The sequence below is a fragment of the Bartonella sp. B10 genome, assembly GCF_053794435.1.
The window spans coordinates 883,075-904,211 of record NZ_CP200030.1; the positions used below are offsets into that span (position 1 = coordinate 883,075).

General features: G+C 38.2%; 15 protein-coding genes. 11 read left to right on the forward strand and 4 right to left on the reverse strand.

Annotated features, from left to right (window positions below; genetic code table 11):
- Positions 1 to 49: 49 nt before the first annotated feature.
- Positions 50 to 2,467, forward strand: a complete 2,418-nt coding sequence (locus tag V3565_RS03670) for a TIGR02302 family protein (protein ID WP_455478861.1) — start codon at positions 50 to 52, stop codon at positions 2,465 to 2,467.
- Between the two features lie 256 nt (positions 2,468 to 2,723).
- Positions 2,724 to 3,458 carry a class I SAM-dependent methyltransferase gene (locus tag V3565_RS03675; protein ID WP_455477865.1) on the forward strand — a complete coding sequence of 245 codons (735 nt, stop codon included), beginning with the start codon at positions 2,724 to 2,726 and terminating at the stop codon, positions 3,456 to 3,458.
- A gap of 258 nt (positions 3,459 to 3,716) precedes the next feature.
- Here V3565_RS03675 and V3565_RS03680 read toward each other — a convergent pair whose 3' ends face one another.
- Positions 3,717 to 4,133 (reverse strand): EVE domain-containing protein, encoded by a 417-nt coding sequence (locus V3565_RS03680; RefSeq protein ID WP_455477866.1) that lies wholly within the window; start codon positions 4,131 to 4,133, stop codon positions 3,717 to 3,719.
- A 453-nt stretch (positions 4,134 to 4,586) separates the two neighbouring features.
- Complete coding sequence (gene tsaD, locus V3565_RS03685; RefSeq protein WP_455477867.1) at positions 4,587 to 5,681, reverse strand: tRNA (adenosine(37)-N6)-threonylcarbamoyltransferase complex transferase subunit TsaD; 1,095 nt, start codon at positions 5,679 to 5,681, stop codon at positions 4,587 to 4,589.
- Between the two features lie 399 nt (positions 5,682 to 6,080).
- Between tsaD and V3565_RS03690 the strand changes: the two genes are divergently transcribed.
- From V3565_RS03690 to V3565_RS03700, 3 genes are all read left to right on the forward strand, one after another.
- Positions 6,081 to 7,256: a COG4223 family protein gene (locus V3565_RS03690; RefSeq protein WP_455477868.1), complete on the forward strand. Its 1,176-nt coding sequence runs from the start codon at positions 6,081 to 6,083 to the stop codon at positions 7,254 to 7,256.
- A gap of 11 nt (positions 7,257 to 7,267) precedes the next feature.
- Complete coding sequence (locus tag V3565_RS03695) at positions 7,268 to 8,821, forward strand: heme biosynthesis HemY N-terminal domain-containing protein (RefSeq protein WP_455477869.1); 1,554 nt, start codon at positions 7,268 to 7,270, stop codon at positions 8,819 to 8,821.
- A 94-nt stretch (positions 8,822 to 8,915) separates the two neighbouring features.
- Positions 8,916 to 9,662, forward strand: coding sequence for a glutamine amidotransferase (locus V3565_RS03700; RefSeq protein ID WP_455477870.1), 747 nt, complete (start codon positions 8,916 to 8,918; stop codon positions 9,660 to 9,662).
- Positions 9,663 to 10,095: 433 nt separating this feature from the next.
- On the opposite strand, the gene V3565_RS03705 is transcribed toward V3565_RS03700, so the two are convergent.
- A complete protein-coding gene (locus V3565_RS03705) occupies positions 10,096 to 14,805 on the reverse strand; it encodes an NAD-glutamate dehydrogenase (RefSeq protein WP_455478862.1) in 4,710 nt (1,569 codons plus the stop codon).
- 235 nt (positions 14,806 to 15,040) lie between these two features.
- Between V3565_RS03705 and V3565_RS03710 the strand changes: the two genes are divergently transcribed.
- The 4 genes from V3565_RS03710 (at position 15,041) to rpsP (ending at position 18,240) form a co-directional block, all read left to right on the forward strand.
- Positions 15,041 to 15,700: a carbonic anhydrase gene (locus V3565_RS03710; RefSeq protein WP_455478863.1), complete on the forward strand. Its 660-nt coding sequence runs from the start codon at positions 15,041 to 15,043 to the stop codon at positions 15,698 to 15,700.
- Positions 15,701 to 15,947: 247 nt separating this feature from the next.
- Positions 15,948 to 17,507 carry a signal recognition particle protein gene (ffh, locus tag V3565_RS03715; RefSeq protein WP_455477871.1) on the forward strand — a complete coding sequence of 520 codons (1,560 nt, stop codon included), beginning with the start codon at positions 15,948 to 15,950 and terminating at the stop codon, positions 17,505 to 17,507.
- A 21-nt stretch (positions 17,508 to 17,528) separates the two neighbouring features.
- Positions 17,529 to 17,861 carry a chorismate mutase gene (locus V3565_RS03720; protein ID WP_455477872.1) on the forward strand — a complete coding sequence of 111 codons (333 nt, stop codon included), beginning with the start codon at positions 17,529 to 17,531 and terminating at the stop codon, positions 17,859 to 17,861.
- A gap of 16 nt (positions 17,862 to 17,877) precedes the next feature.
- A complete protein-coding gene (gene rpsP / locus V3565_RS03725; RefSeq protein ID WP_455477873.1) occupies positions 17,878 to 18,240 on the forward strand; it encodes a 30S ribosomal protein S16 in 363 nt (120 codons plus the stop codon).
- A 131-nt stretch (positions 18,241 to 18,371) separates the two neighbouring features.
- Here the strand turns inward: rpsP and V3565_RS03730 are convergent, their stop codons facing one another.
- Positions 18,372 to 18,587 carry a DUF1674 domain-containing protein gene (locus tag V3565_RS03730; RefSeq protein WP_455477874.1) on the reverse strand — a complete coding sequence of 72 codons (216 nt, stop codon included), beginning with the start codon at positions 18,585 to 18,587 and terminating at the stop codon, positions 18,372 to 18,374.
- 85 nt (positions 18,588 to 18,672) lie between these two features.
- Here V3565_RS03730 and htpX point away from each other — a divergent pair, with 85 nt between their 5' ends.
- Together htpX and V3565_RS03740 are read left to right on the forward strand one after the other, a co-directional pair.
- Positions 18,673 to 19,716, forward strand: coding sequence for a zinc metalloprotease HtpX (gene htpX / locus V3565_RS03735; protein ID WP_455477875.1), 1,044 nt, complete (start codon positions 18,673 to 18,675; stop codon positions 19,714 to 19,716).
- Positions 19,717 to 19,749: 33 nt separating this feature from the next.
- A complete protein-coding gene (locus V3565_RS03740; protein ID WP_455477876.1) occupies positions 19,750 to 21,117 on the forward strand; it encodes an RsmB/NOP family class I SAM-dependent RNA methyltransferase in 1,368 nt (455 codons plus the stop codon).
- Positions 21,118 to 21,137: the final 20 nt, after the last annotated feature.

Consider the following 21,137-nt stretch of genomic DNA (forward strand, 5'->3'; position numbering starts at 1 on the left):
TGTTTTGTGATTTTCGCTTACCTCTATAAAGAAGGACAAATGCTTGTCTATGAGAAATGACAACATAACAAGTTTTGTAATAGTAAAGCTTTTTTGTATGCGCATTTTGGCTTGGTGTATCTTATCTTTTGAGAGGATATGGTTACGGCTGCTGCCTTTTTTTATGGTTCTCAGTCTTTTTTGTTCGCTAAGTTGGTTTGGTATTTTTGGTATTCTCAGCTATTGGTTACATTTGTTGTTGCTTGGGCTTGTGTTTTTTGCTGCTCTAGGAAGTTTGTTCTTTCTTTCTGGTTTTCGCTTTCCTACGATTAAAGATATTGATCATCATATTGAAGAGGTAAATGGTCTTAAAAATCAGCCTCTAAGTGTTCAAAAGGATCGTTTATGTTGTCACGATGATGAAGGTTTTTATGCAGCTGTTTGGCATGAACATCAGCGCCGGATGGCACAGAAATTGCGGCATTTGAAGATCAAATTTGTCTATCCTAGTAGTGCTACTCATGATCCTATGGCGCTTAGAGCTCTATTTGTTTTGCTTTGTGTGTGTGCTTTTAGTTTTTCTTTTGGCTCTATGGGTGGGCGGTTAACAGATGCGTTTAATCTGAGTCCTATGGTTGATGAAACATCAATACGGATTGATGCTTGGGTAACACCACCTGCTTATACTGGTGTTGCACCCATTTATTTAACACAAGGTGATGCAATGCAGTTTGCAGTTCCTGAAGGAAGTGATGTAGTTGTGCGTGTTATCAATGGTGCAGGTGTTACGGTCAAAGGGATATCTGAAGAGAATACGCATGAAGTTTTATTTTCTAAGAAAAGTGAGACAACAGATTTGAATGATTCAATCGTGCATTTTGAAACGCGTTTAGAACGTTCAATGAATTTGTTCATATCATCGCGCTATAAACGGCAGCAGTGGCATTTGCAAATGATTAAAGATCGCTTTCCTACAATTCGTTGGTTGAACAAACCAGGACGTATTTTATCTGGTGCGTTAGAGTTGCAGTATGAGATGGATGACGATTATGGAGTTACAAAGGCTTTTGTTGAAATAGAGCCTCTTCTCAACCAGTACAAAAATGCCGCTGCTCTTTATAAGGCACCTGAAATACAGCTTCTTTTGGCACGTGGTGGAAAAGGTAAAATGCGGATGGTACAAGATGTATCAGGCCATCCATGGGCTGGTTCAGAAGTTAAAATTACTTTAATAGCAGAGGATGGTGCTGGGCAAAAAGGTCGTAGCAAAACTTTTGTGATGACATTACCGCAGCGTATTTTTTCAAATCCTGTTGCTCGTGCAGTGAGTGAATTGCGTCGTTTATTGGCTCTTGATGCTTCTGCGCAAAAGCGTGTACTTGATATGCTTTCTGCTTTGCTTGTGCGTCCAGAAGATGGTCTTCAAAATGCAATACATTTTCTTGTTTTACAAAGTGCGTGGACAAGACTTTTTATTGCAGAAACAGAAGATCAGTTGCGCGATGTTGTCGATTATTTATGGCAGATTGCTTTAAGTATTGAAGGTGATCAGCTTGATTCCGTTCAAAAAGAATTAAAACAAGCTCAAGCTGCTTTACGTGATGCGTTGCGCTATGGTGCTCCATATAAAGAAATTGAAAGACTTATGGACAATTTACGCCAAGCTATGAATAATTATATTCATGCTTTAGCCGAAAAAGCACAAGCAAATAATACTTCTAATAGCCCTAATCTTTCTGAAGATACATTACAGAAAAAGCTGAATTTGATTGAAGAAATGGCTAAAATGGGTTCTTCTTCTGCAGCTGAACAGATGTTGGCTGAAGTTGAACAGATTCTAGATCACTTGCAGATTAACAAAGGTCATCCAAGTGAAGAAAAAATGAATAGTCAAACAGGGCAGATGAAAGAAAAGGTTGATCAGCTTAGTGATTTGATGCGTCGTCAGCAAGAAATTCTTAATGAGACACACCAGTTGGAAATGAAACAACAACGCGGGGAGAATATTTTAAAAAAACAAAGCGAATCTTTAAAAAAACGTCAAACTGAGTTGCAATCTGAGTTATCACTTTTGGAAAAAGAATTATCTGCACAGGGTTATGAGCACAATGATATGTTGCAAGAGGCAGAAGAAAAAATGAATTCTGCAGGAGTTGCTCTTGATTTTGGAAATCATAAAATGTCTATACAAAATCAATTAGATGCTCTAGAATCTTTAAGGCAAGGGGCACAAGATGTTTTTAACAAAATGCGTGAAGTGTTTCAAAATACGCAAGACAATAAAAATCCTATTCCTAGTCGTCATGATCCATTAGGGCGTCCGCTTTCTTCAAAAACCGATCAAGAACAAGAAGGTATGTCAATGCCACGGGAAAATGATCAAATGCGCGCACGACAAATTTTGGAAGAAATTCGCAAACGCCTTAGTAAAGAAAATATTCCAGAAGTAGAAAAAAACTATCTTGAAAGATTACTTTATTTTCATTAGTTGCTTGGCGTTTTTCTTCGTTGATACTAGAAAAAATGCATTAGACATCCTTTTGGAATGTAAGGTATGAATATGAGACATACTCAAAGTGCTTGTAAAGCTACTATAGAAGTGTTTTGCATTATTTTTTATCATTTGTGTTCAAAATATGGGATATATGCGTTTTTTTCATTGCGAAAAAAATGCGGAAATCCATATAAGTTAGGTATATGAAGATTTGTGATATCTGGAATTTGTCTTTGCATGGTATGTTGAATTGGATATAGTTACACTTAGAGATTTTTATGCTTCTACACTTGGTATGCGTGTACAGGAGACGCTGTGTAATCAATTAAATTTGTATTGGCCAGATCTTACTGGTAAACGAATAATGGGTCTTGGTTATACACTTCCTTATCTTTCTATTTTACGTCAACGTGCACAACAATGTTTTGCTTTTATGCCTGCTTGTCAAGGTGCTTTGCCTTGGCCTTGTGCAGATGAGGTTGCTACAGTACTTGTTTTTGAAGAAGATTTGCCTCTTCCTGATGCTTCGATTGATTGTATTTTATTGGTACATGCACTTGAGTATACAGAGAATTCATTGGAAACGCTGAATGAAATATGGCGTGTTTTAGTCCCTAATGGTCATTTGATTGTTGTTGTTCCTAATCGCTCTAGTTTTTGGGCACGTAACGGTTGTACACCATTTGGATATGGTGAACCTTATAGTAGACAACAAATCACTCGTTTATTTGAAAAAACAAATTTTATCTCTGGACCAGTGCAAGAAGTCGTACACTACACTCCTTCATCGGGATATGTTTCACGGTTATTCTCATTTTTTTATGAGCCGTTTGCACGCTACCTTTTACCCTATTTTGGTGGGCTCTTAATGTGTCAGGCTCAGAAACGCGTTTATCAGGGTTTACTCGTACAACCACGACAGTCGCGGCGTATTTTTATTCCTGCATTGTCACCACAAGCGCGTGAAAGCACTTTATCATATTAGTTTCATTACTGCCATTTTAACTTTAGCAGTGTCTCATAGGTTATGATTTTATCATTGGTTTAGTCGTATTATGTATTTAAAAGATTTTTTTCCTTTTTTGTTAGGAAAATTTCATTGCTATATTAAGCAATGCGGTGTTTTTACCCAAGCTTAATATGTAAACAAATGTAAAAATTGTTCTTCATCTCTCTCATGTTGTCATAAGTAGTCATAGAATTGCACTAACAGCACTGCAAAAGACAAGTTTTAAGTTTTTTATTACTTAAGGGAACCCATTAAGCAGATTTCTTTCCACTCATCCTCTGTGACAGGTTGAACTGATAAGCGACTAGCTTTGATTAGTACCATATTTTTCAGCTTTGGATTGGCTTTAATCTGCTGTAATGAAACAGGGATTGGCATATCGCAGAGGGCACGGATATCTACACATTCCCAGCGTGGATCAGTTGTTGTAGAATCTGGGTGTGCTTCGGCACATACTTCTACAATTCCTACGATTTCTAATCCTTTATTTGAGTGATAAAAGAAACCTTTATCACCATATTTCATGGCGCGCATATTGTTGCGTGCTTGATAGTTGCGTACACCGTCCCATTGTTCTCCGTTGGTTCCTTTTTGCTTTTGCATATTCCATGACCATTTATTGGGTTCAGATTTAAAAAGCCAATAAGCCATAAATTCTCCTTTTAGTAGATTGTGTTGTCTTCACAAGCTATGCTTACTAGGTGCATTTGTATAGCACTATCAAGAATGATTTTTGATTTACAATGGTATAAAGATTTCTCATAATTGATCTGTTTTTTTGGAAATAATAAAATTGTTGTGTAGGAGTAACCATATCTTTTACATGTTGCATTAGAGAATTTAGTTCATTGCTAGCACGAAATATTGGCAAGCAGGGAGAGGAGTCATCTTACAGTAAACCGCTTAATATAGGTAGCTTAACTATTCTTTTGATGTTATTCTGAACAGCCATGCTGAAATATTTTATCATTGATTTGGGAAAAACATTGTAGAATAGCTAGTCTTTGAAAACTTAAATGTTACAATGATAATAACAATAAACAAGGTATAAAATCATTGTGATTTATCTCGTCGTTCATGGATAATGCAGATATCATTTTATTTTTATGCTTTTATTCCACGGCGTCCCATTCCTATTAAAGGGGTAGCTTTTTCATCTAATGGCCAGCGTGAGCGAGGGGAAATATCAAAGGAGCTTGTTTCTCCCCGTACGATTCGTTCTGCACCAGCAAAAGCGATCATTGCAGCATTATCGGTACATAAAGAAAGTGGAGGAGCTATAAATTCAAAACCGTGTTGATGTGCAAGTTTTTGTAACATAGATCGAATGGCTTGGTTTGCGGCTACTCCGCCTGCAACAACTAAAGCAGGAGGGCGTCGTCCTTGATAGTCAGATAGGGGGTATTGATGCGTAAAGTGTTGTAAAGCTAAACAAATACGATCGTAAACTGTATCAATAACTGCTTCTTGAAAGCTTGCTGCAATGTCAGAGACATCGCTCTCTGTGAGAGGAGCCATAGCTGCTGCAGCTCTCCAAACGGCGGTTTTAAGGCCGGAAAAAGAAAAATCTAGTCGTTTTTCACCTTTTAAAGGCCGCGGAAGAGGAATACGATTTTTATTGCCCAATAGAGCTGCTTTTTCGAGTGCTGGGCCACCAGGGTAAGAAAGCCCTAAAATCTTTGCAGTTTTATCAAAAGCCTCCCCTAATGCGTCATCAATAGTGGTTCCTAATCTCTGATAATTACCTACTCCGTGAACAAGGATTATTTGCGTGTGACCGCCTGAAACTAACAGCAATAAATAGGGAAAATTGACATTATGTGTTAGAACAGCTGTCAAAGCATGTCCTTCTAGGTGATTTACGGCGATAAAAGGTTTTCCAGTAGCAAGAGACAGAGCTTTTGCACTCATAACTCCTACCAAAAGTCCCCCTATCAAACCAGGGCCACTTGTGACTGCAATAGCATCAATATCTTTTAATTTTATATTGGCTTCTGCAAGTGCTTGCAGGATCAAATTATCAAGAATTTCAACATGGGCACGAGCAGCAATTTCAGGAACAACACCACCGTAAGGGGCATGATGATCAATCTGGCTCCAAACAATATTGGAAAGAATTTGGCTATTTCCTTGATTATTGTGTTTGATTACTGCAGCGGCAGTTTCATCGCAACTTGTTTCTATTCCTAACAGGAGCATTTCAGATAAAACCTATATGTTAAAAGATTCTTTCATGTGTGGGTATCACGAACAAGAAAAGATACAAAGGACTTCTCTTCAAATTGATTTCTATATAAAAAATAAATTTTAGCTTTTACTTTTAATATAAATGCTGTGTTGATTAAAAATTAAGATATATTTTTCAGTATAGAGTACTGATGTGTTTTCAAAAATTAGTTTATCTTTGCTAAAAGATAAAATTACAAGTGAATTCGAAGAGAATAAAGTGTTGAAAATTTCTGCCGAGTATATCTTCTTAGTGATAAGAGTGCAGAATAATAGAATAAGAGGTGTTGGGCAAGAACTATTTAATTTTTAAAGGTTTTTTCATTTTGTTATTTTATCTTCAATTAAAGAGATATAAAAAACGTGGTAAATATGGCAGATTTTTCAAAACAAAAAGCTAAACCGCATTATACTGGTGTTCGCCGTAAAAAAACTGTGATTGAGCATGAGGCTTTGAGCCATAGTTCGGCGACAGAAACACAAGATTCAGCAAAGTCGGATACTATTGCAATAGAGGAACAGAATAAACAAAGTACGCATAATAAATATGTGTCTTGGCTTTTTTCGCTAATTTCAGGAATTGTTGGTGGCCTTATTGCTATTGGTTTTTGGATAGGATTCTTTCCTTCTTTTTTTCCGGATAATCTTTCTGGAGGGAAGGAAACTTTACAGATTGCTGCAAATGCAAAAAATCAGGCAGAAGAAACTGTGAGACAATTAGAGCATGTTCTTCAGGAAATTGATGCATTGAAGGCAGAATTTTCTTCTTTTTCATCACAACGCGTTGAAATTATTCAAAGCGATGAAACAACTCAGGAACAAAGCAGAAAAATTTTTGAGACTTTAGAAAAAAAAGTGGATGATCTTGAACAGTATGTAAAAACTTTGGTTGAAGTATCAAAAGATATGAAAATGGCTTTGTTTGTTGGACAGAGCAATGCACAAGATATTTCCGTATTAAAGCAGCAGTTAGAGATTATGCAGGGGAAAGTTGCAACTAAAAGCAATGAAAAAGAAGAAATAAATACTGCGCTGTTTGTAGCAGTTAGTTCGTTGAAAAATGCTGTGGAACGTGGCGGTTCTTATATCAATGAATTAAAATTATTACAGCAATTATCCCCTTCGATTGATGGGCTTGAGATGTTACAAAAAACAGCTGCTACAGGTTTTCCAAGTCCAGCTCAATTTTCTGTTGATTTTGCTCATGTTGCGGATGCCATAGTTGGTACGCAAAATGTTGTTGCAGAAGATGCTGGTTTTTTTGAGCGGATTTTAGCATCGATAAAAGGCCTTATTATTTCGCGGCCAGTTGGAAATGTAGAGGGTATGACACTAGGGGCGATTGCAGCACGGATGGAAATTGCGATTAAAATGGGTGACTATGAGAAGGCTTTAGCCGAGTGGCAAACATTACCACAAAGGGCAAAAGATATTTCGGTGAATTTTGTTCATCAACTTGAAACATACATTTCTATTCGTCATCTCCTTCATCAGCTATTGGTATCTATACAACAAGGATCCATTGAGGCGACAAAGACAAAGATGTAAATAGGCTCAAGATGATACGTATTTTCGTTTATACTTTTGTTGTATGTGTTCTTGGTATCGCCTTTGGGTGGATTGCTAATCACAATAGTATTTTTGTGATAACATTTTTGCATTTGCGGTTTTCTACTTCATTGCTGACAGTTTTAATTATACTGATTTTTCTCTGCGGAGCGTTGGCGTTTTTATGGTGGCTCGTCTATATTGTTTTTTCCATACCTAGTGCCATATCCAATTATTTTTATAAACGCCACCAAAAGCGTGGTTATGAAGCTCTTTCACAGGGGATTCTTGCAGTTTTTGCCGGTGATAGTATCTCAGCAAAAAAGATGGAGGAACGTGTTGTAAAATATCTTACGGGTCATCATGAGCCGTTAGTAAAACTTTTCCAAGCTCAGACACTATCTTTACAAAATAATTCTGCATGTGCCATTGCTCTTTATGAAGAGATGAGGAAAGAAGCATCAACAAGACTAGCTGGACTTTATGGTTTATTTCGTGAAGCTATGAATACCAAAGCTTATGATGCGGCGCAGCAATATGCGGAAGAAGCATTAATGTTATCGCCTGCGCTGTCATGGGCTAATCAAGTTGTGCTTGATCATCTTAGTGCTAGCGAACGCTGGGACGAAGCACTTTATGTTTTTGAACGGGCGCAAAACGCTTTACCACGCTCTGTTCGTTCAACTGTGGAGCGTCGTCATATACAGGCTCTGTTGTTAAGTGGGCAGGCACTTCATCTGTTTGAGACGCACCCTATGGCAGCACGGACAGCAATTTTAAAAGCACATAAATTAGCACTTGAATTATCGCTTGATTCTATACCAATAACAGCTATTGCTGCTGATATTCTTTATAAATTAAATGAAACGCGTAAAGCTGATAAAATGATTATTGCAGCTTGGCAGAAAAATCCTCATCCTGATTTGGGAGCGCTTTATCTTGAAAGAGAAAAAGGAGCAGTGGGTAAGCTGAAAAAGGCTAAGACACTAGCTGCTTATAATAAAGATACATTTGAATCTGCTTTTTTAATCGCTAAAGCTGCTCTAGATGCGGGTGAAGTAACATTAGCAAGAAAATATGCACAGAAAGCGCTTCAATATCATCCGCGGGAGAGCGTTTACTTATTGCTGGCAGATATTGAAGAAGCACAGGGAAATAATCAAGTGAAGGCGCGTCAATGGCTTTCTCTAGCTTTGCATGCTGAACGTGATCCAGTATGGATGTGTGATGATACTGTTTTTTCTTCTTGGTCAGCAGTTTCTCCAATCAGTGGACGCTTGGGCTGTTTCGAATGGAAGGTGCCCCCCAGCAAACCTCCCTTGACATTAGAAGCTGATAGTATTGCATTGAAACAAGATGATACAGAAGACAAAAAAGATACCGTGAAAAAAAATTCTTTTAGTGAAGACAAATTGCTACCCATAAAGGATGATCTAAATCACACTCATATAAGGAAAAAAGATACACAGGTATCTAACCAAACGTACTTAAATGTTGATGATCCAGGAATTCAACAAAATGAAGGGGATGTATCTTTTTCAAAAAAGAAATTTCGATTGTTTTAGAAATATGCTGTAACAAATATTTTTGATGAATATTGTGCTTTTAAGTCTAAAAGTTTAGACTTTCTTTAGCTATAAAAATGGTTGGTGAGAAAAAATGTTTTTGGTAAAAAAGTGTCTTGGTAAACAGCAAAAAAGTGACAAACCAAGAATTGCAGTAGTTATGCATCGCCAATCTAGATATACTGGCCGTCTGGGAAAATTTTTGCAACAAAGTGGTTTTGTCATTGATATTTATCGACCTATTTTGGGGCAAAAACTTCCCCATACATTGGAATGTTATGCCGGTGTTGTTATTTTGGGAGGACAAATGAGTGTGAACGATAGGGATTCATATATTGGTGAAGAAATTGACTGGATCTCTTTGTCGCTGAAAGAAAATAAGCCTTTTTTAGGTATTTGTCTTGGAGCACAAATGTTAGCACGAAATTTGGGAGGGCGTGTTGGTGCAAGAAGCGATGGAGCTGTTGAGGTTGGCTGGTACCCACTAGAAGCTACTTCTAAAGGTAAGGCTATTATGGATTGGCCAAAAATGGTTTACCATTTTCATAACGAAGGTATTTATGATTTACCTAAAGAGGCAGTTCTTTTAGCAACAGGGCAGACATATCCGACACAAGCCTTCCGCTATGGAAACAATGCGTGGGGTTTGCAATTTCATGCTGAATTTACACGTTCTATGATACGGCGTTTGGTGGTAGATTCGGCACAAAAATTAACCGAAAAAGGTGCTCAGCCTGCTTCTGAGCATTTAAAAGGTCGTTTAGTTTACGATAAGGCTTTGAGCCAATGGTTTGAAAATGCGTTACAACAGATTTTTTGTGTACCTGTCGCATTCGCATAAATATTAAGAATTTATGATTATGTTTCTACTGATTCTCTGGAAGAGAATGTGTTCGTTTCATCGATGTGTTGTTAATTGATATCATGATGGACGCACTTGTATTTGAGTTATCTTCTTTATGCTTTTTCTGATACTCTTTATACAGATCAATATGATTTTTTTTCACCTAAAATAGAAATTATGTTTTCGATATGTTTGCAGGTGCATCCTTTTATAACAACATAATAGCTATATGCGAAGAGATAAGCAAAAATGGTTATACGTTACGCATCAGTGTTGCTCATAATGAATTTTAGTTTTCTTAGCTTTCGACAGTTTTTCTTTGTCAATTCAGAGTGTGACTGTTGATACATTAATTGATATACCTCATTGATTATCCATGGTTTGGGTAGAATTAGGATTTTTAGATTGGCCATCTTGCGCTGTTTTAAGTCTACAAGGCAGTATTTTGAAGTTGGGCGATCATACTTGCAGCGAAGGTAAAGCGAGAAATGTTAAGATCATTTTCGATAAGAGCACTGATTCGATTCGTGACATTGTGAATGTGATCTTTTTCTGCTTTGCTCCAAGCTACAAATGGATCATCTTCTTCTCCGTAATTTTTTAGGATTTTTACAGTGATTTGTCGTAAGCTTTCAGTAATATTTTCTTTAGTTTGATTTAAAGCCATACTATCATAATAATCAAGGACAGGAATTGTTCGACTAGCTTCATTAATGCGGTTCATGCGAATGATTTGGGCAAGTGAAGAGTAGATTTTTGTCGTTGTAACAAGATCGCTGTTGCTTTGTTTGGCAATCAAAAAAATATCACAAATTATTGGAGCAGCTTCCAAAAGAGATAATCGCTTTGCTAAGGTTTTTGGTGCTCCTTCTTCGCTATAATATATCACTTTTTCTTTAATTTTTTGATGAATATCCTTACCGTTTGGATGCATAAGCTGTTTTTCTACAACAGTACGAGCTTGCTTAATTGTTTCAACCAGTTCTTCTAATGGAATAGAAAGATCCATATTGCGCAATCCCCAATTGGTTGTCTCAAAGAGCATTGAGGTAATTGCTGCGTAGAATTTATTTTGAACAATACCGGGTATTGCATTATCAAGGTTATCAATTTGGTGAGATAATTGAGGAATTTCAAAGCCATCACGCAGTGCAATGAAAACTCGAATAATATTTTCAGTCTTTTGTTCTGTCGTATCTTGTAGACTATTAACAAAAGTAGGCCCCCCACGATTTACAATATCATTGGCAATAAGAGTTGCAATAATATCACGACGTAATTGATGGTTAATGATTTCCTTTTCAAAGTTTTTCTGAATTTGTGTTGGAAAATAATTCAATAAAGTAGTATTGAAATAACTGTCATTAACAATAGGGCTGCGAGCAACTTCTTCTTGCAGAGTTAATTTGGCGTAAGCCAAAATAACCGCGAGTTCTGGGCGTACAAGACCTAGTCCTTGAGTCATTCTTTGACGTAAAGTTTGCTCGTCAGGTAGAATTTCTACTCTACGATCTAGAAGTTTTTTCTGTTCTAGATCATGCATAAATCGTATTTGATAAGGCAAATCAACGACACTTCTGGTTTCTGCCAAGGACAGGGCAAGTGGTTGCAAGTAATTATTACGCAGAACCAATTTCTCAACTTGTGGAGTCATTATTTTTAAAAGCTCATCACGTGCTTGTCGAGTAAGCGTTTTTGCACGCAGTGCTGACGCAAGAACAATTTTGATATTGACTTCAACATCGGAACAATTAACTCCTGCAGAGTTATCAATAGCATCGGTATTGCATCGCCCACCATTTAAGATATATTCAATACGACCACGTTGTGTAAGACCGAGGTTTGCTCCTTCACCGATAACTTTTGCACGCACTTGTTTACCCGTAATACGCAGTGCATCATTTGTGCGATCTCCTGCTTGCATATCTGTCTCTGTTGTCGATCGTATATAAGTGCCAATCCCACCAAACCACAAAAGATCTACAGGTGCTTTGAGAATAGCAGAGATAATTTCAAATGGTGTTCCTGTTTGCTTTTCAAAGTCAATAGCTTTTGCGGCTTCAGGTGAGAGAGTAATAGTTTTTGCTGTTCTTGAGAAGATTCCACCACCTTTTGACAATTTTGTTTGATTATAATCTTGCCAACTTGAGCGAGGAAGCTGAAAAAGCCGCATACGCTCTGCGTAGCTTTCAGTTGTGTTTGGGTCTGGGTCGATAAAGATATCTCTGTGATCAAAGGCGGCAATAAGTTTTGTTTGTTTGGAAAGTAACATCCCATTTCCAAAAACGTCTCCAGACATATCACCAACGCCAACACAAGTGAAAGGGGTTGTTTGGATATCGTGATTGAATGATTCTCGGAAATGCCTTTTAACAGCTTCCCATGCGCCTTTAGCGGTAATTCCTACGGCTTTGTGGTCGTAGCCTGCAGATCCTCCAGAGGCGAAAGCATCATCGAGCCAAAAATGACCGGCTTGGCTAATAGCGTTTGCAGTATCAGAAAATGTTGCAGTGCCTTTGTCTGCAGCGACAACAAAATAAGGATCATTATCATCATGGCAAATGATATTGTTTGGTGCACTTATTTTGTCATTGATTAGATTATCTGTAATGGAAAGCAAAGCTGTGATAAAGCCAATATAGGCTTGTCGTGCAGCTTCTGTTACTTCGGCACGATCGTTAGTTTGGGGAAGATTATGAGGATAAAATCCACCTTTTGCACCTACAGGGACAATGACGGCGTTTTTGACCTGCTGGGCTTTAACTAAGTCTAGCACTTCAGTACGATAATCCAATGCACGATCTGACCAACGAATTCCTCCGCGAGCGATAGGACCAAAGCGCAAGTGAACTCCTTCCACTTCTGGTCCATAAACGAAAATTTCTCGATAAGGGCGCGGTTCAGGTAAACCTTCAATTTTGCGTGGATTCAATTTTGTTGCTAAAATACGACGCGGACTCCCATCTTGAAGAGGGGTAAAGGCATTAGTTCTTAAACTTGCTTCAATGAGATTACGATAACGGCGTAAAATGAGATCGTCATCTAAACCTGGTACATTCTGTAATTTTTCTTCAATGCGTTGTTGAATAATTTGTTCGTTTTTTTCTCTCTCTTTTTGTGTGTAGCTTTGATGAAATTTTAAATGAAATAAAGCGTAAAGATCTTGAGTAATATCAGGATATGTGTTTAAAGCCTGAGCAACCCGTTTTTGTGAATAAGGGATTCCAGTTTGTTGCAGATAGCGTCCATAATGTCGTAGAATAACGATTTCACGCCAATTAAGGTGGGCAGTTTGGGTTAAAGCATTAAAGGCGTCGTTATCAGCATTTTGCGCCCAAACAGCTTCAAATGTTTCGGCGTGTTTTGCTCCATTTTTATCAAAATCAATACAGAGTTGAAAAGCACTTTCTAGTTGCATATCATGAAGATATACAGAGTTTCTATTGCCGTCTGGCAATTCCAGTGTTTGTTCTGCGATAACCCGAAACCCCATATTTTCAAGGAGTGGAACGCGTTTGGAAAGGGCAAGTGCTTCATAGCGGTTAAAGAGCCTAAGAGAAATTGTTTGTTTCTCTTTATTATGATTTTGAATATGAGAAAATGTAACGAAAAGCGGTCTTTTTTCGTTGAGACTTAAAATATGCCCTGCATCTTTAATGGCATTTTCAGCTGAAAATAAGTCACGGTAGCTGTTAGGAAATTGACTTGCTAAACATACTTGTTCTGTTGTTGCTTTGTGGGCAAGAGCTATGGTTTGAATACTGCCCTCCCAGCTTTGTGTTATGGATTGTACATTTTGTTCAAGCGTTGTACGATCGATAATAGGAGCGCTTTCGCTCCCTTTTCTGTGGATAATATAATGGACACGGATGAGCGTACTTTCTAAGAAAAGAGGATAAGATTCAAAAAAATCGCCTTGGTAAAGGTCGACAAAATATTTACCAATTTTTTCACGAATATTACTGCTATATTGGTCACGTGGGATATAGACAAGTGTAGAAACAAAGCGTCCAAAAGTATCGATATGAGCCAGCACTCGTAAACGTGGACGTTCGTCTAATCTCATGATGAGTTTGGAGTTTTCTGTTAATGTATCAATATCAGATCGAAACATTTCATCTCTTGGATAAGTTTCTAAAACATCGATAAGAGCTTTTCCAGAATAGTCAGTAAGATTATAGCCAAGGCGTTGAATAATGGTTTTTGCTTTCTCTTTTAAAAAGGGGATTTGCAAAATGGAGTGCGTATAAGCTGAAGAGGTAAATAATCCTACAATGCGCAATTCTCCACACAGCTGATTTTCTTTATTAAAGATTTTCAGACCAATATAATCGAGCCAAACAGGACGGTGGATTTTTGAGCGGCTGTTGGCTTTTGTTACGATCAACAGGTTATCACTTTCCATAAAGGATAGAATTTCTTGTGGAGGTTCTTCTACGCGAGCATCACCAATAATACGAATGGAAGCATCAGTGAGAATACCGAGTTTGATTCCACTGGCTACAAAAGCTTTTGTTGGTTCTTGATTTTTGATAAAGTTATAAGCGCGCATTCCTAGGAAGATGAAATTATTGTCCATAAGCCATTTAAGAAATTCAATAGCTTTTTCACCTTCTTCTTGATATCTTTCTGGAAGGTTTGTTTTATAGGCGTGGATATGCTTTTCAACTTCTGCAAGCATAGGCTTCCAGCTTTGTACAGCTGCATTAACTTGTTCAAGAACTAGGGAAATTTCATCTTTGAGCTTTTGTATTTGCTGTTCGTGTAGTGATTCGATATGAATTTGCATTAGACTGATGCGTTGTCCAGAATCACAATCAAGGATCGGATGCGCAATCAAGTAAATGTTGTTTGTATATTGGTTGAATACATTTAAAATGGAATCAAGAAGGAAGGGTTTGTTGTCATTGACGAGTGTGATAACAGTTATTGGTTTGTTATTACGAGTTAAATTTTGTTCAAAGCAGATGGTGCTTTTTCCTATTTTATGCAGATTGAAAGCCTCAATAGCAGTGGTTATAGCTTTTTGGAGTTCGTTATCTTTGTAATAAACAATATCTTCTCTGTCGGTGTGGGCAAAAAGAACTTGTTTTATTTTATCTTGATGATTTTTTATTTCTGATGCTTTTTGTTTTGACACAATAACTTTCCCTTTTTGACTCCTAGTAATCCCTTCTTTTGCAAGAGCAGATTTGTACACCATTCTTTGTAGTGTAGCACCTTCTTTTTACAGGAAGTAGTTATTTATTGGTTTCGTGATATAAAATTATTTTTTCTATTTCAGAAAATATCTTGCGTTAAAGGGGAGACGTTTTTAGTGTCCTTGCATGTAACAGCTTGTTTTTAAAACATATAAAATGAAAGTAAATATAGCAATGACGCGTTTACCAGAAAGACTTTTAAGTGGTTACCAGTCTTTTATAAGAAATAATTTTTCATATAAGACAACACATTATCAACAATTGGCAGAGGAAGGACAAAAACCTGAAATTTTGGTAATCGCTTGTTGCGATTCGCGAGCGATACCAGAAGCGATTTTTAATGCTAAACCGGGTGAAATTTTTGTATTACGCAATGTGGCAAATTTGGTACCTCCTTTTTCTCCTGATAGGCAATATCATGCAACATCAGCAGCTATTGAATTCGCAGTACAATTACTTGAAGTTAAGCATATTGTCATTTTAGGACATGCTCACTGTGGGGGAGTTGGTACTGTTCTCAAGGAATCATGGAAATCTTTAACATCAGATGATTTTATTGGTCAATGGATGGGTCTTTTAGCACCTGCGGCAAAAACAGTTGTCAGTGATAACTTGCTAACCGCATTAGAGAAACAGACCGCATTAGAGCAGCTTTCGATTCGTAATTCTTTGAAAAATCTAGAGACATTTCCGTGGATAAAGTTACGCAAAGATAAGGGAATTTTAATGCTGCATGGGGCTTGGTTTGATATATCCAGTGGTGGATTATGGAGTATGGAACATAAAACAGGACATTTTGTGCGTGTTGACGGTGAAAATGATAAGCAGCTATAAAATATTAGGATCAAAATATTTTCTGCTTTGATGCTCTCATGTACAAGGGAAGTGTATGATAAATCTTGACAAAGTGGGGATTTTGTTGTTTGAAGAGCGAAGCATTCAGTAATTAAGAATTAACTTGGAGCCACTGACTGGGACCCTGCTTGTTGGTATAAAGAGATCCCAGAGGTCAACATCTGACGACGCGATGCGTTCTCGGGTGCTATTTTGGTTTGTTTATTATGTGGCAATGAGGTCAATAATGTTTGAGTCTTTGCAAGAGCGACTTGGTTCTATTTTGTCTAATTTAACAGGGCGCGGTGTTCTGTCAGATCAGGATGTATCGGCAGCACTCCGCGAGATTCGTCGTGCTTTGTTGGAAGCTGATGTAGCTCTCGATGTTGCTCGTTCTTTTACTGATAAAGTTCGTGAAAAAGCTGTTGGTTCTGCAATTGTTAAATCAATTAAACCTGGTCAGATGGTTGTTAAGATTGTTCATGACGAACTTGTTAATATACTCGGAAGTGAAGGTGTATTAAGTGATTTAAATGCTCCTGCCCCTGTTGTTATCATGATGATTGGTTTGCAAGGTTCTGGAAAAACAACGACAACAGCAAAGCTTGCAAAGCGCTTAACCAACAAACACAATAAAAAAGTTTTAATGGCGTCGTTAGATACACGCCGTCCTGCAGCACAGGAACAATTGCGTCAATTAGGAGAACAGGCAGAAATTGCAAGTTTACCTATTGTAGAAGGTCAATCTCCCATAGATATTGCATCACGTGCAGTACAAGCAGCTAAATTGGGTGGTTATGATATACTCATTCTTGATACGGCAGGTCGTAATCATATTGATGAAGCTTTAATGCTTGAATTGACTGAAATTAAAGCCTCTTCTCTTCCCCATGAAATTATGTTGGTTGCTGATAGTTTGACTGGTCAAGATGCTGTTCATCTTGCGCGTTCTTTTGATGAGCGTGTGGGGATTACAGGAATTATTTTAACACGTATGGATAGTGACGGTCGCGGTGGTGCTGCTCTTTCAATGCGTGCTGTTACAGGTAAGCCGATTAAGGCAATCGGAATTGGTGAAAAAATAGATGCTCTGGAAGAGTTTCATCCTCGTCGTATTGCAGATCGTATTCTAGGAATGGGTGATATTGTTTCTTTGGTTGAAAAAGCTGCTGAAACACTTGATCATGAGAAAGCTTCCGCTTTTGCTAAAAAGATACAGGCTGGAAAATTTGATTTGAATGATCTTGCAGAGCAATTGCAGAAAATGAAAAAACTTGGAGGCATAGGAGGTATCATGGGAATGCTGCCGGGTTTGGGGAAGGCAAAAGATCAAATTGCAGCTGCGGGTCTTGACGACCGTTTATTTAATCGTCAATTGGCTATTATTTCATCAATGACCCCTCTAGAGCGTACTAATCCTGAACTTTTGAAACATAGCCGTAAGCAGCGGATTGCTAAGGGATCCGGTACAAGCGCTGCAGATATTAATAAACTTTTAAAAATGCATCGCCAAATGGCTGATATGGTGAAGGCTATGGGAGGTAAGGGCAAAAGTGGCTTAATGGGCAAAATGTTAGGGGGGTTGAGCTCTAAAATGGGGTTTAGTAGTGCAGGCGCTTTTGGTAAAGATTCTGGTTCTATGCCAGATTTATCAGGGTTTGATCCAAATCAATTATCAGTACTACAAAAGCAGGTTGAAAATGGTAATTTAGGAGGAAAATTGCCAGGTCTTCCTGGGCGTGGACCTATACTTCCTGATTTTTCTAAAAATGAGAGAAAATTTCCTAACTATCCCAAGAAAAAGTAAGATGAAGAGTAGGAAGGAAGTATGACGCAGAAAAAAATATTGGATGAATTAACGAATTTACGAACATCTGTTGATAATTTTGATGCAATGTTAGTTCATGTTTTAGCAGAGCGTTTTCGTTGTACACAGGCAATTGGGCGTTTAAAAGCCCGTTATGATTTGCCCACAGTAGATCCTCTGCGTGAGAAATATCAGATAGAACGTTTACGGCAATTGGCTGTAGATAGCTGTCTTGACCCTGATTTTGCTGAGTTATTTTTAAAATTTATCATTAAGGAAGTTGTGCGTCATCATGAAATGATTGCTGAAGAGCTAAAAATAGAACAAGTAAATTTAAACGAAGTCCAGAGCTGACAATAGGAGATAAAATATGGCATTGAAAATTCGTTTGTCCCGTGGAGGTTCAAAAAAACGTCCTTACTATCATATTGTCGTTGCAGACGCACGTAGCCCACGCGATGGTCGATTTCTTGAGCGTGTTGGTGCATGGGATCCCATGTTACCTAAAGAGGGGCTGCGTGTAAAGCTTAACGAAGAACGTATTCAGTATTGGCTTGGTCAAGGTGCTCAGCCAACAGATCGTGTTTTACGATTTTTGGATGCTGCTGGTTTAAAAAAGCGCCCTGTGCGCAATAATCCGCGCAAAGGTGAGCCTGGAAAAAAGGCGCAAGAACGCATAGCTGCAGCAAAACAAGCCGCTGAAGAAGCATCTGCGTCGGCATTAGAGGCATAGTTATTCCAAAATGTCATCTAGTATATTTTTAGAAGATTTAATGTAGAGTAGCGGTTGTTATTTATTTTGGTTTGAAAAATAACTCCTCTGTAAAGAAGGGCGTAGTTTTTTAGAAATCAAAAGTAAGTCTTTCAAAAGTCAATGGCGCGGCCTTTAATTTCCCAATCTCCATAGCGTGAAGGGTCTTTGCCGCCGCGTCCACCGTTTTCTAAAGGTTTATTTTCATTTGTTTCACTTTTTCGCCTTTCAGCAGCTTCGTTTAGGGCACGTTGTGCTTCTGGAGAAAATGACCGCTGTTTGTAGGTTATTGTGTGCTGTTTACCTATTTTTGTGTTTTTTTTGTCCATTTTATATCTCAATTCCATTGAATAAGCAGTAAAAAAGTCCCATCATATAGTATTAGTTATATTTTATCATGGAGTTTTTTTAGTAATGAACATAATGCGTACAGCAATACTTTTAGCTTTTATGACTGCTCTTTTTATGGCTGTTGGTTATTTAGTTGGAGGTAGTAATGGTATGGTTGTGGCATTTTTGATGGCAGGAGGGATAAACTTTTTTTCTTATTGGAATTCAGATAAAATCGTTCTACGAATGTATGGTGCTCGTGAGGTTGATCAGCATTCGTCGCCGATTTATTATAAAATTGTAAGCGAATTGACTAGAAAAGCCTCTCTTCCTCAACCGAAGGTTTACGTTATTGAGAGCGAACAACCAAATGCTTTTGCTACGGGTCGTAATCCTCAAAACGCTGCTGTTGCTGCAAGTACTGGGTTATTAGAACAGTTGAGTCCGGAGGAAATTTCTGGTGTTATGGCTCATGAGTTGGCTCATATTGAGCATCGTGATACGTTAATAATGACTCTGACTGCAACGATTGCAGGAGCGATTTCGATGCTTGGTAATTTAGCTTTTTTTATGGGAGGGCATCGGAATTCTTCAGAAAATTCTCATGGTTCTGGAATGCTTGGGAGTGTTGTTGCTTTATTTGTAGCGCCTTTTGCAGCTATGTTGGTACAAATGGCTATTAGTCGTACGCGTGAATATGCTGCTGATCGTCGTGGTGCTGAAATATGTGGTAATCCTCTATGGTTGGCTTCTGCTTTAAGCAAGATTGCAGGTGGTGGACATACAGTATATAACGAAAATGCGGAGTATAATCCGGCAACAGCGCATATGTTTATTATCAATCCTTTGAGCGGTGAAGGAGCCGATAGCCTTTTTTCTACTCATCCAGCGACTGCGAATCGTATCGCAGCTCTTCATCGGCAAGCAGAAGAGATGAAAGGATTGGTAGCCACAAGCATGGAGTGGGGAGAAAAAGTTGGGATTTATGAAAACAGCAGCAACTTAAACTACGATAACCCAAACTGTAATGCTAAAACTAGTACACTGAGTGATAAAGAAAAAAGTTCTTTTCAACGAGTTACAAAGCGTCCTTCTTGGCTTCGTTATGAAAATTCAAAGAAGTTTTAATCATAAGGCTCTTACAAAGGTGAAGGCATTATTTTGAAACACAAAAAAGCGGGGTATGTGTCCGAAACCAGTATTCTAGGATTAGGTGTTAGGAGAGTGTGTGTTCGTCTTTTGGGGGCGGTAATTGATAAGCATACGCCTCTTTCTGGTGTAACAGATAATGAACATGGACACCCACAGTATTTGGAGCTTTCACCTCGAGATCGCTTGTTGTGTCGGGCTATTTTGGGAGCATCTTTGCGTCATCGTGGGCAGATTACAGCTGCTTTATTGCGTTTTTTGACTCGGCCTTTGCCTTCAAAAGCGTTATCACTTCAGCATCTTTTACACATCAGTGTAGCACAAATTCTTTATCTTAATATCCCTGATCATGCTGCTATTGATTTAGCTGTACATGTGGCAAAAACTGATCCCCGTATGTATCGTTTTTCAGGATTCGTGAATGCGATTTTACGTAATATTGCACGTGAAGCAGTGTTTTTACGCCAACAAATTTTTACTACTGAAGAGGTTCCAACATGGTTTGGACAGCTTTTGATTTCAGCTTATGGAATAGAAAAAGCCAATCAGATTTTAGAAATTCAAAGCACTGAGCCTCCCTTAGACTTAACCGTAAAATCCGATAGTATTGGATGGGCAGAACGACTTGGTGGTGTTGTTTTACCCAATGGTTCAGTGCGGCTTAATAGTTTGGATGGTTCTATCTCTGATTTACCGGGGTATGCAGAAGGTGATTGGTGGGTTCAAGATTTTGCAGCAGCATTGCCTGCTTGTTTACTTGGGGATATTCGTGGCAAACAGGTTGCTGATCTTTGTGCAAGTCCTGGGGGAAAAACAGCACAATTAGCTTTAAAAGGAGCTGATGTGATGGCAGTTGATATGTCTGCAAATCGGTTGAAGCGTTTAAAAGCTAATATGGATCGTCTTCATTTTTCAGTCCGCTATTGGAAGGGTGATGTCAAAAATTTTCATCCTGACCAGCTGTTTGATGCTGTTCTTCTTGATGCTCCTTGTTCTTCAACAGGCACAATACGTCGTCATCCAGATATTTTATGGACTAAATCAGCAAATGATATCGTTAAATTAGCCGCATTGCAATATGACTTAGTTTTGGCGGCAATTGCTTTGGTGAAAAAAGACGGTTTCCTTGTTTTTTCCAACTGCTCACTGGCAAAAGAAGAAGGTGAAGATCTTATTGAGAAAATTTTATCGACATGCAGTGACATTGTTTTAGATCCTATTTGTAAAGAAGAGATGGGTGCTATGGCGCATTTACTTTCTGTTCAGGGTACTTTGCGCACAACGCCTGCCGATTTTTGCCATGAAAATTTTGATGCTGAAAGAAAAGTGTTTTTAGGAATGGATGGTTTTTTTGCAGCGCGCTTTCGGAAAGTTTCTTAATTAACGGTTCATTTACTAAA

What these genes read in the sequence shown, in the direction of transcription:
- V3565_RS03670 (WP_455478861.1), top strand. Translation starts at nt 50, where the DNA reads ATGAGAAATGACAACATAACAAGTTTTGTAATAGTAAAGCTTTTTTGT.
- V3565_RS03690 (WP_455477868.1), top strand. Translation starts at nt 6,081, where the DNA reads ATGGCAGATTTTTCAAAACAAAAAGCTAAACCGCATTATACTGGTGTT.
- ffh (WP_455477871.1), top strand. Translation starts at nt 15,948, where the DNA reads ATGTTTGAGTCTTTGCAAGAGCGACTTGGTTCTATTTTGTCTAATTTA.
- V3565_RS03730 (WP_455477874.1), bottom strand. Translation starts at nt 18,587, where the DNA reads ATGGACAAAAAAAACACAAAAATAGGTAAACAGCACACAATAACCTAC.
- tsaD (WP_455477867.1), bottom strand. Translation starts at nt 5,681, where the DNA reads ATGCTCCTGTTAGGAATAGAAACAAGTTGCGATGAAACTGCCGCTGCA.
- V3565_RS03695 (WP_455477869.1), top strand. Translation starts at nt 7,268, where the DNA reads ATGATACGTATTTTCGTTTATACTTTTGTTGTATGTGTTCTTGGTATC.
- V3565_RS03700 (WP_455477870.1), top strand. Translation starts at nt 8,916, where the DNA reads ATGTTTTTGGTAAAAAAGTGTCTTGGTAAACAGCAAAAAAGTGACAAA.
- rpsP (WP_455477873.1), top strand. Translation starts at nt 17,878, where the DNA reads ATGGCATTGAAAATTCGTTTGTCCCGTGGAGGTTCAAAAAAACGTCCT.
- V3565_RS03710 (WP_455478863.1), top strand. Translation starts at nt 15,041, where the DNA reads ATGACGCGTTTACCAGAAAGACTTTTAAGTGGTTACCAGTCTTTTATA.
- V3565_RS03720 (WP_455477872.1), top strand. Translation starts at nt 17,529, where the DNA reads ATGACGCAGAAAAAAATATTGGATGAATTAACGAATTTACGAACATCT.
- V3565_RS03680 (WP_455477866.1), bottom strand. Translation starts at nt 4,133, where the DNA reads ATGGCTTATTGGCTTTTTAAATCTGAACCCAATAAATGGTCATGGAAT.
- htpX (WP_455477875.1), top strand. Translation starts at nt 18,673, where the DNA reads ATGAACATAATGCGTACAGCAATACTTTTAGCTTTTATGACTGCTCTT.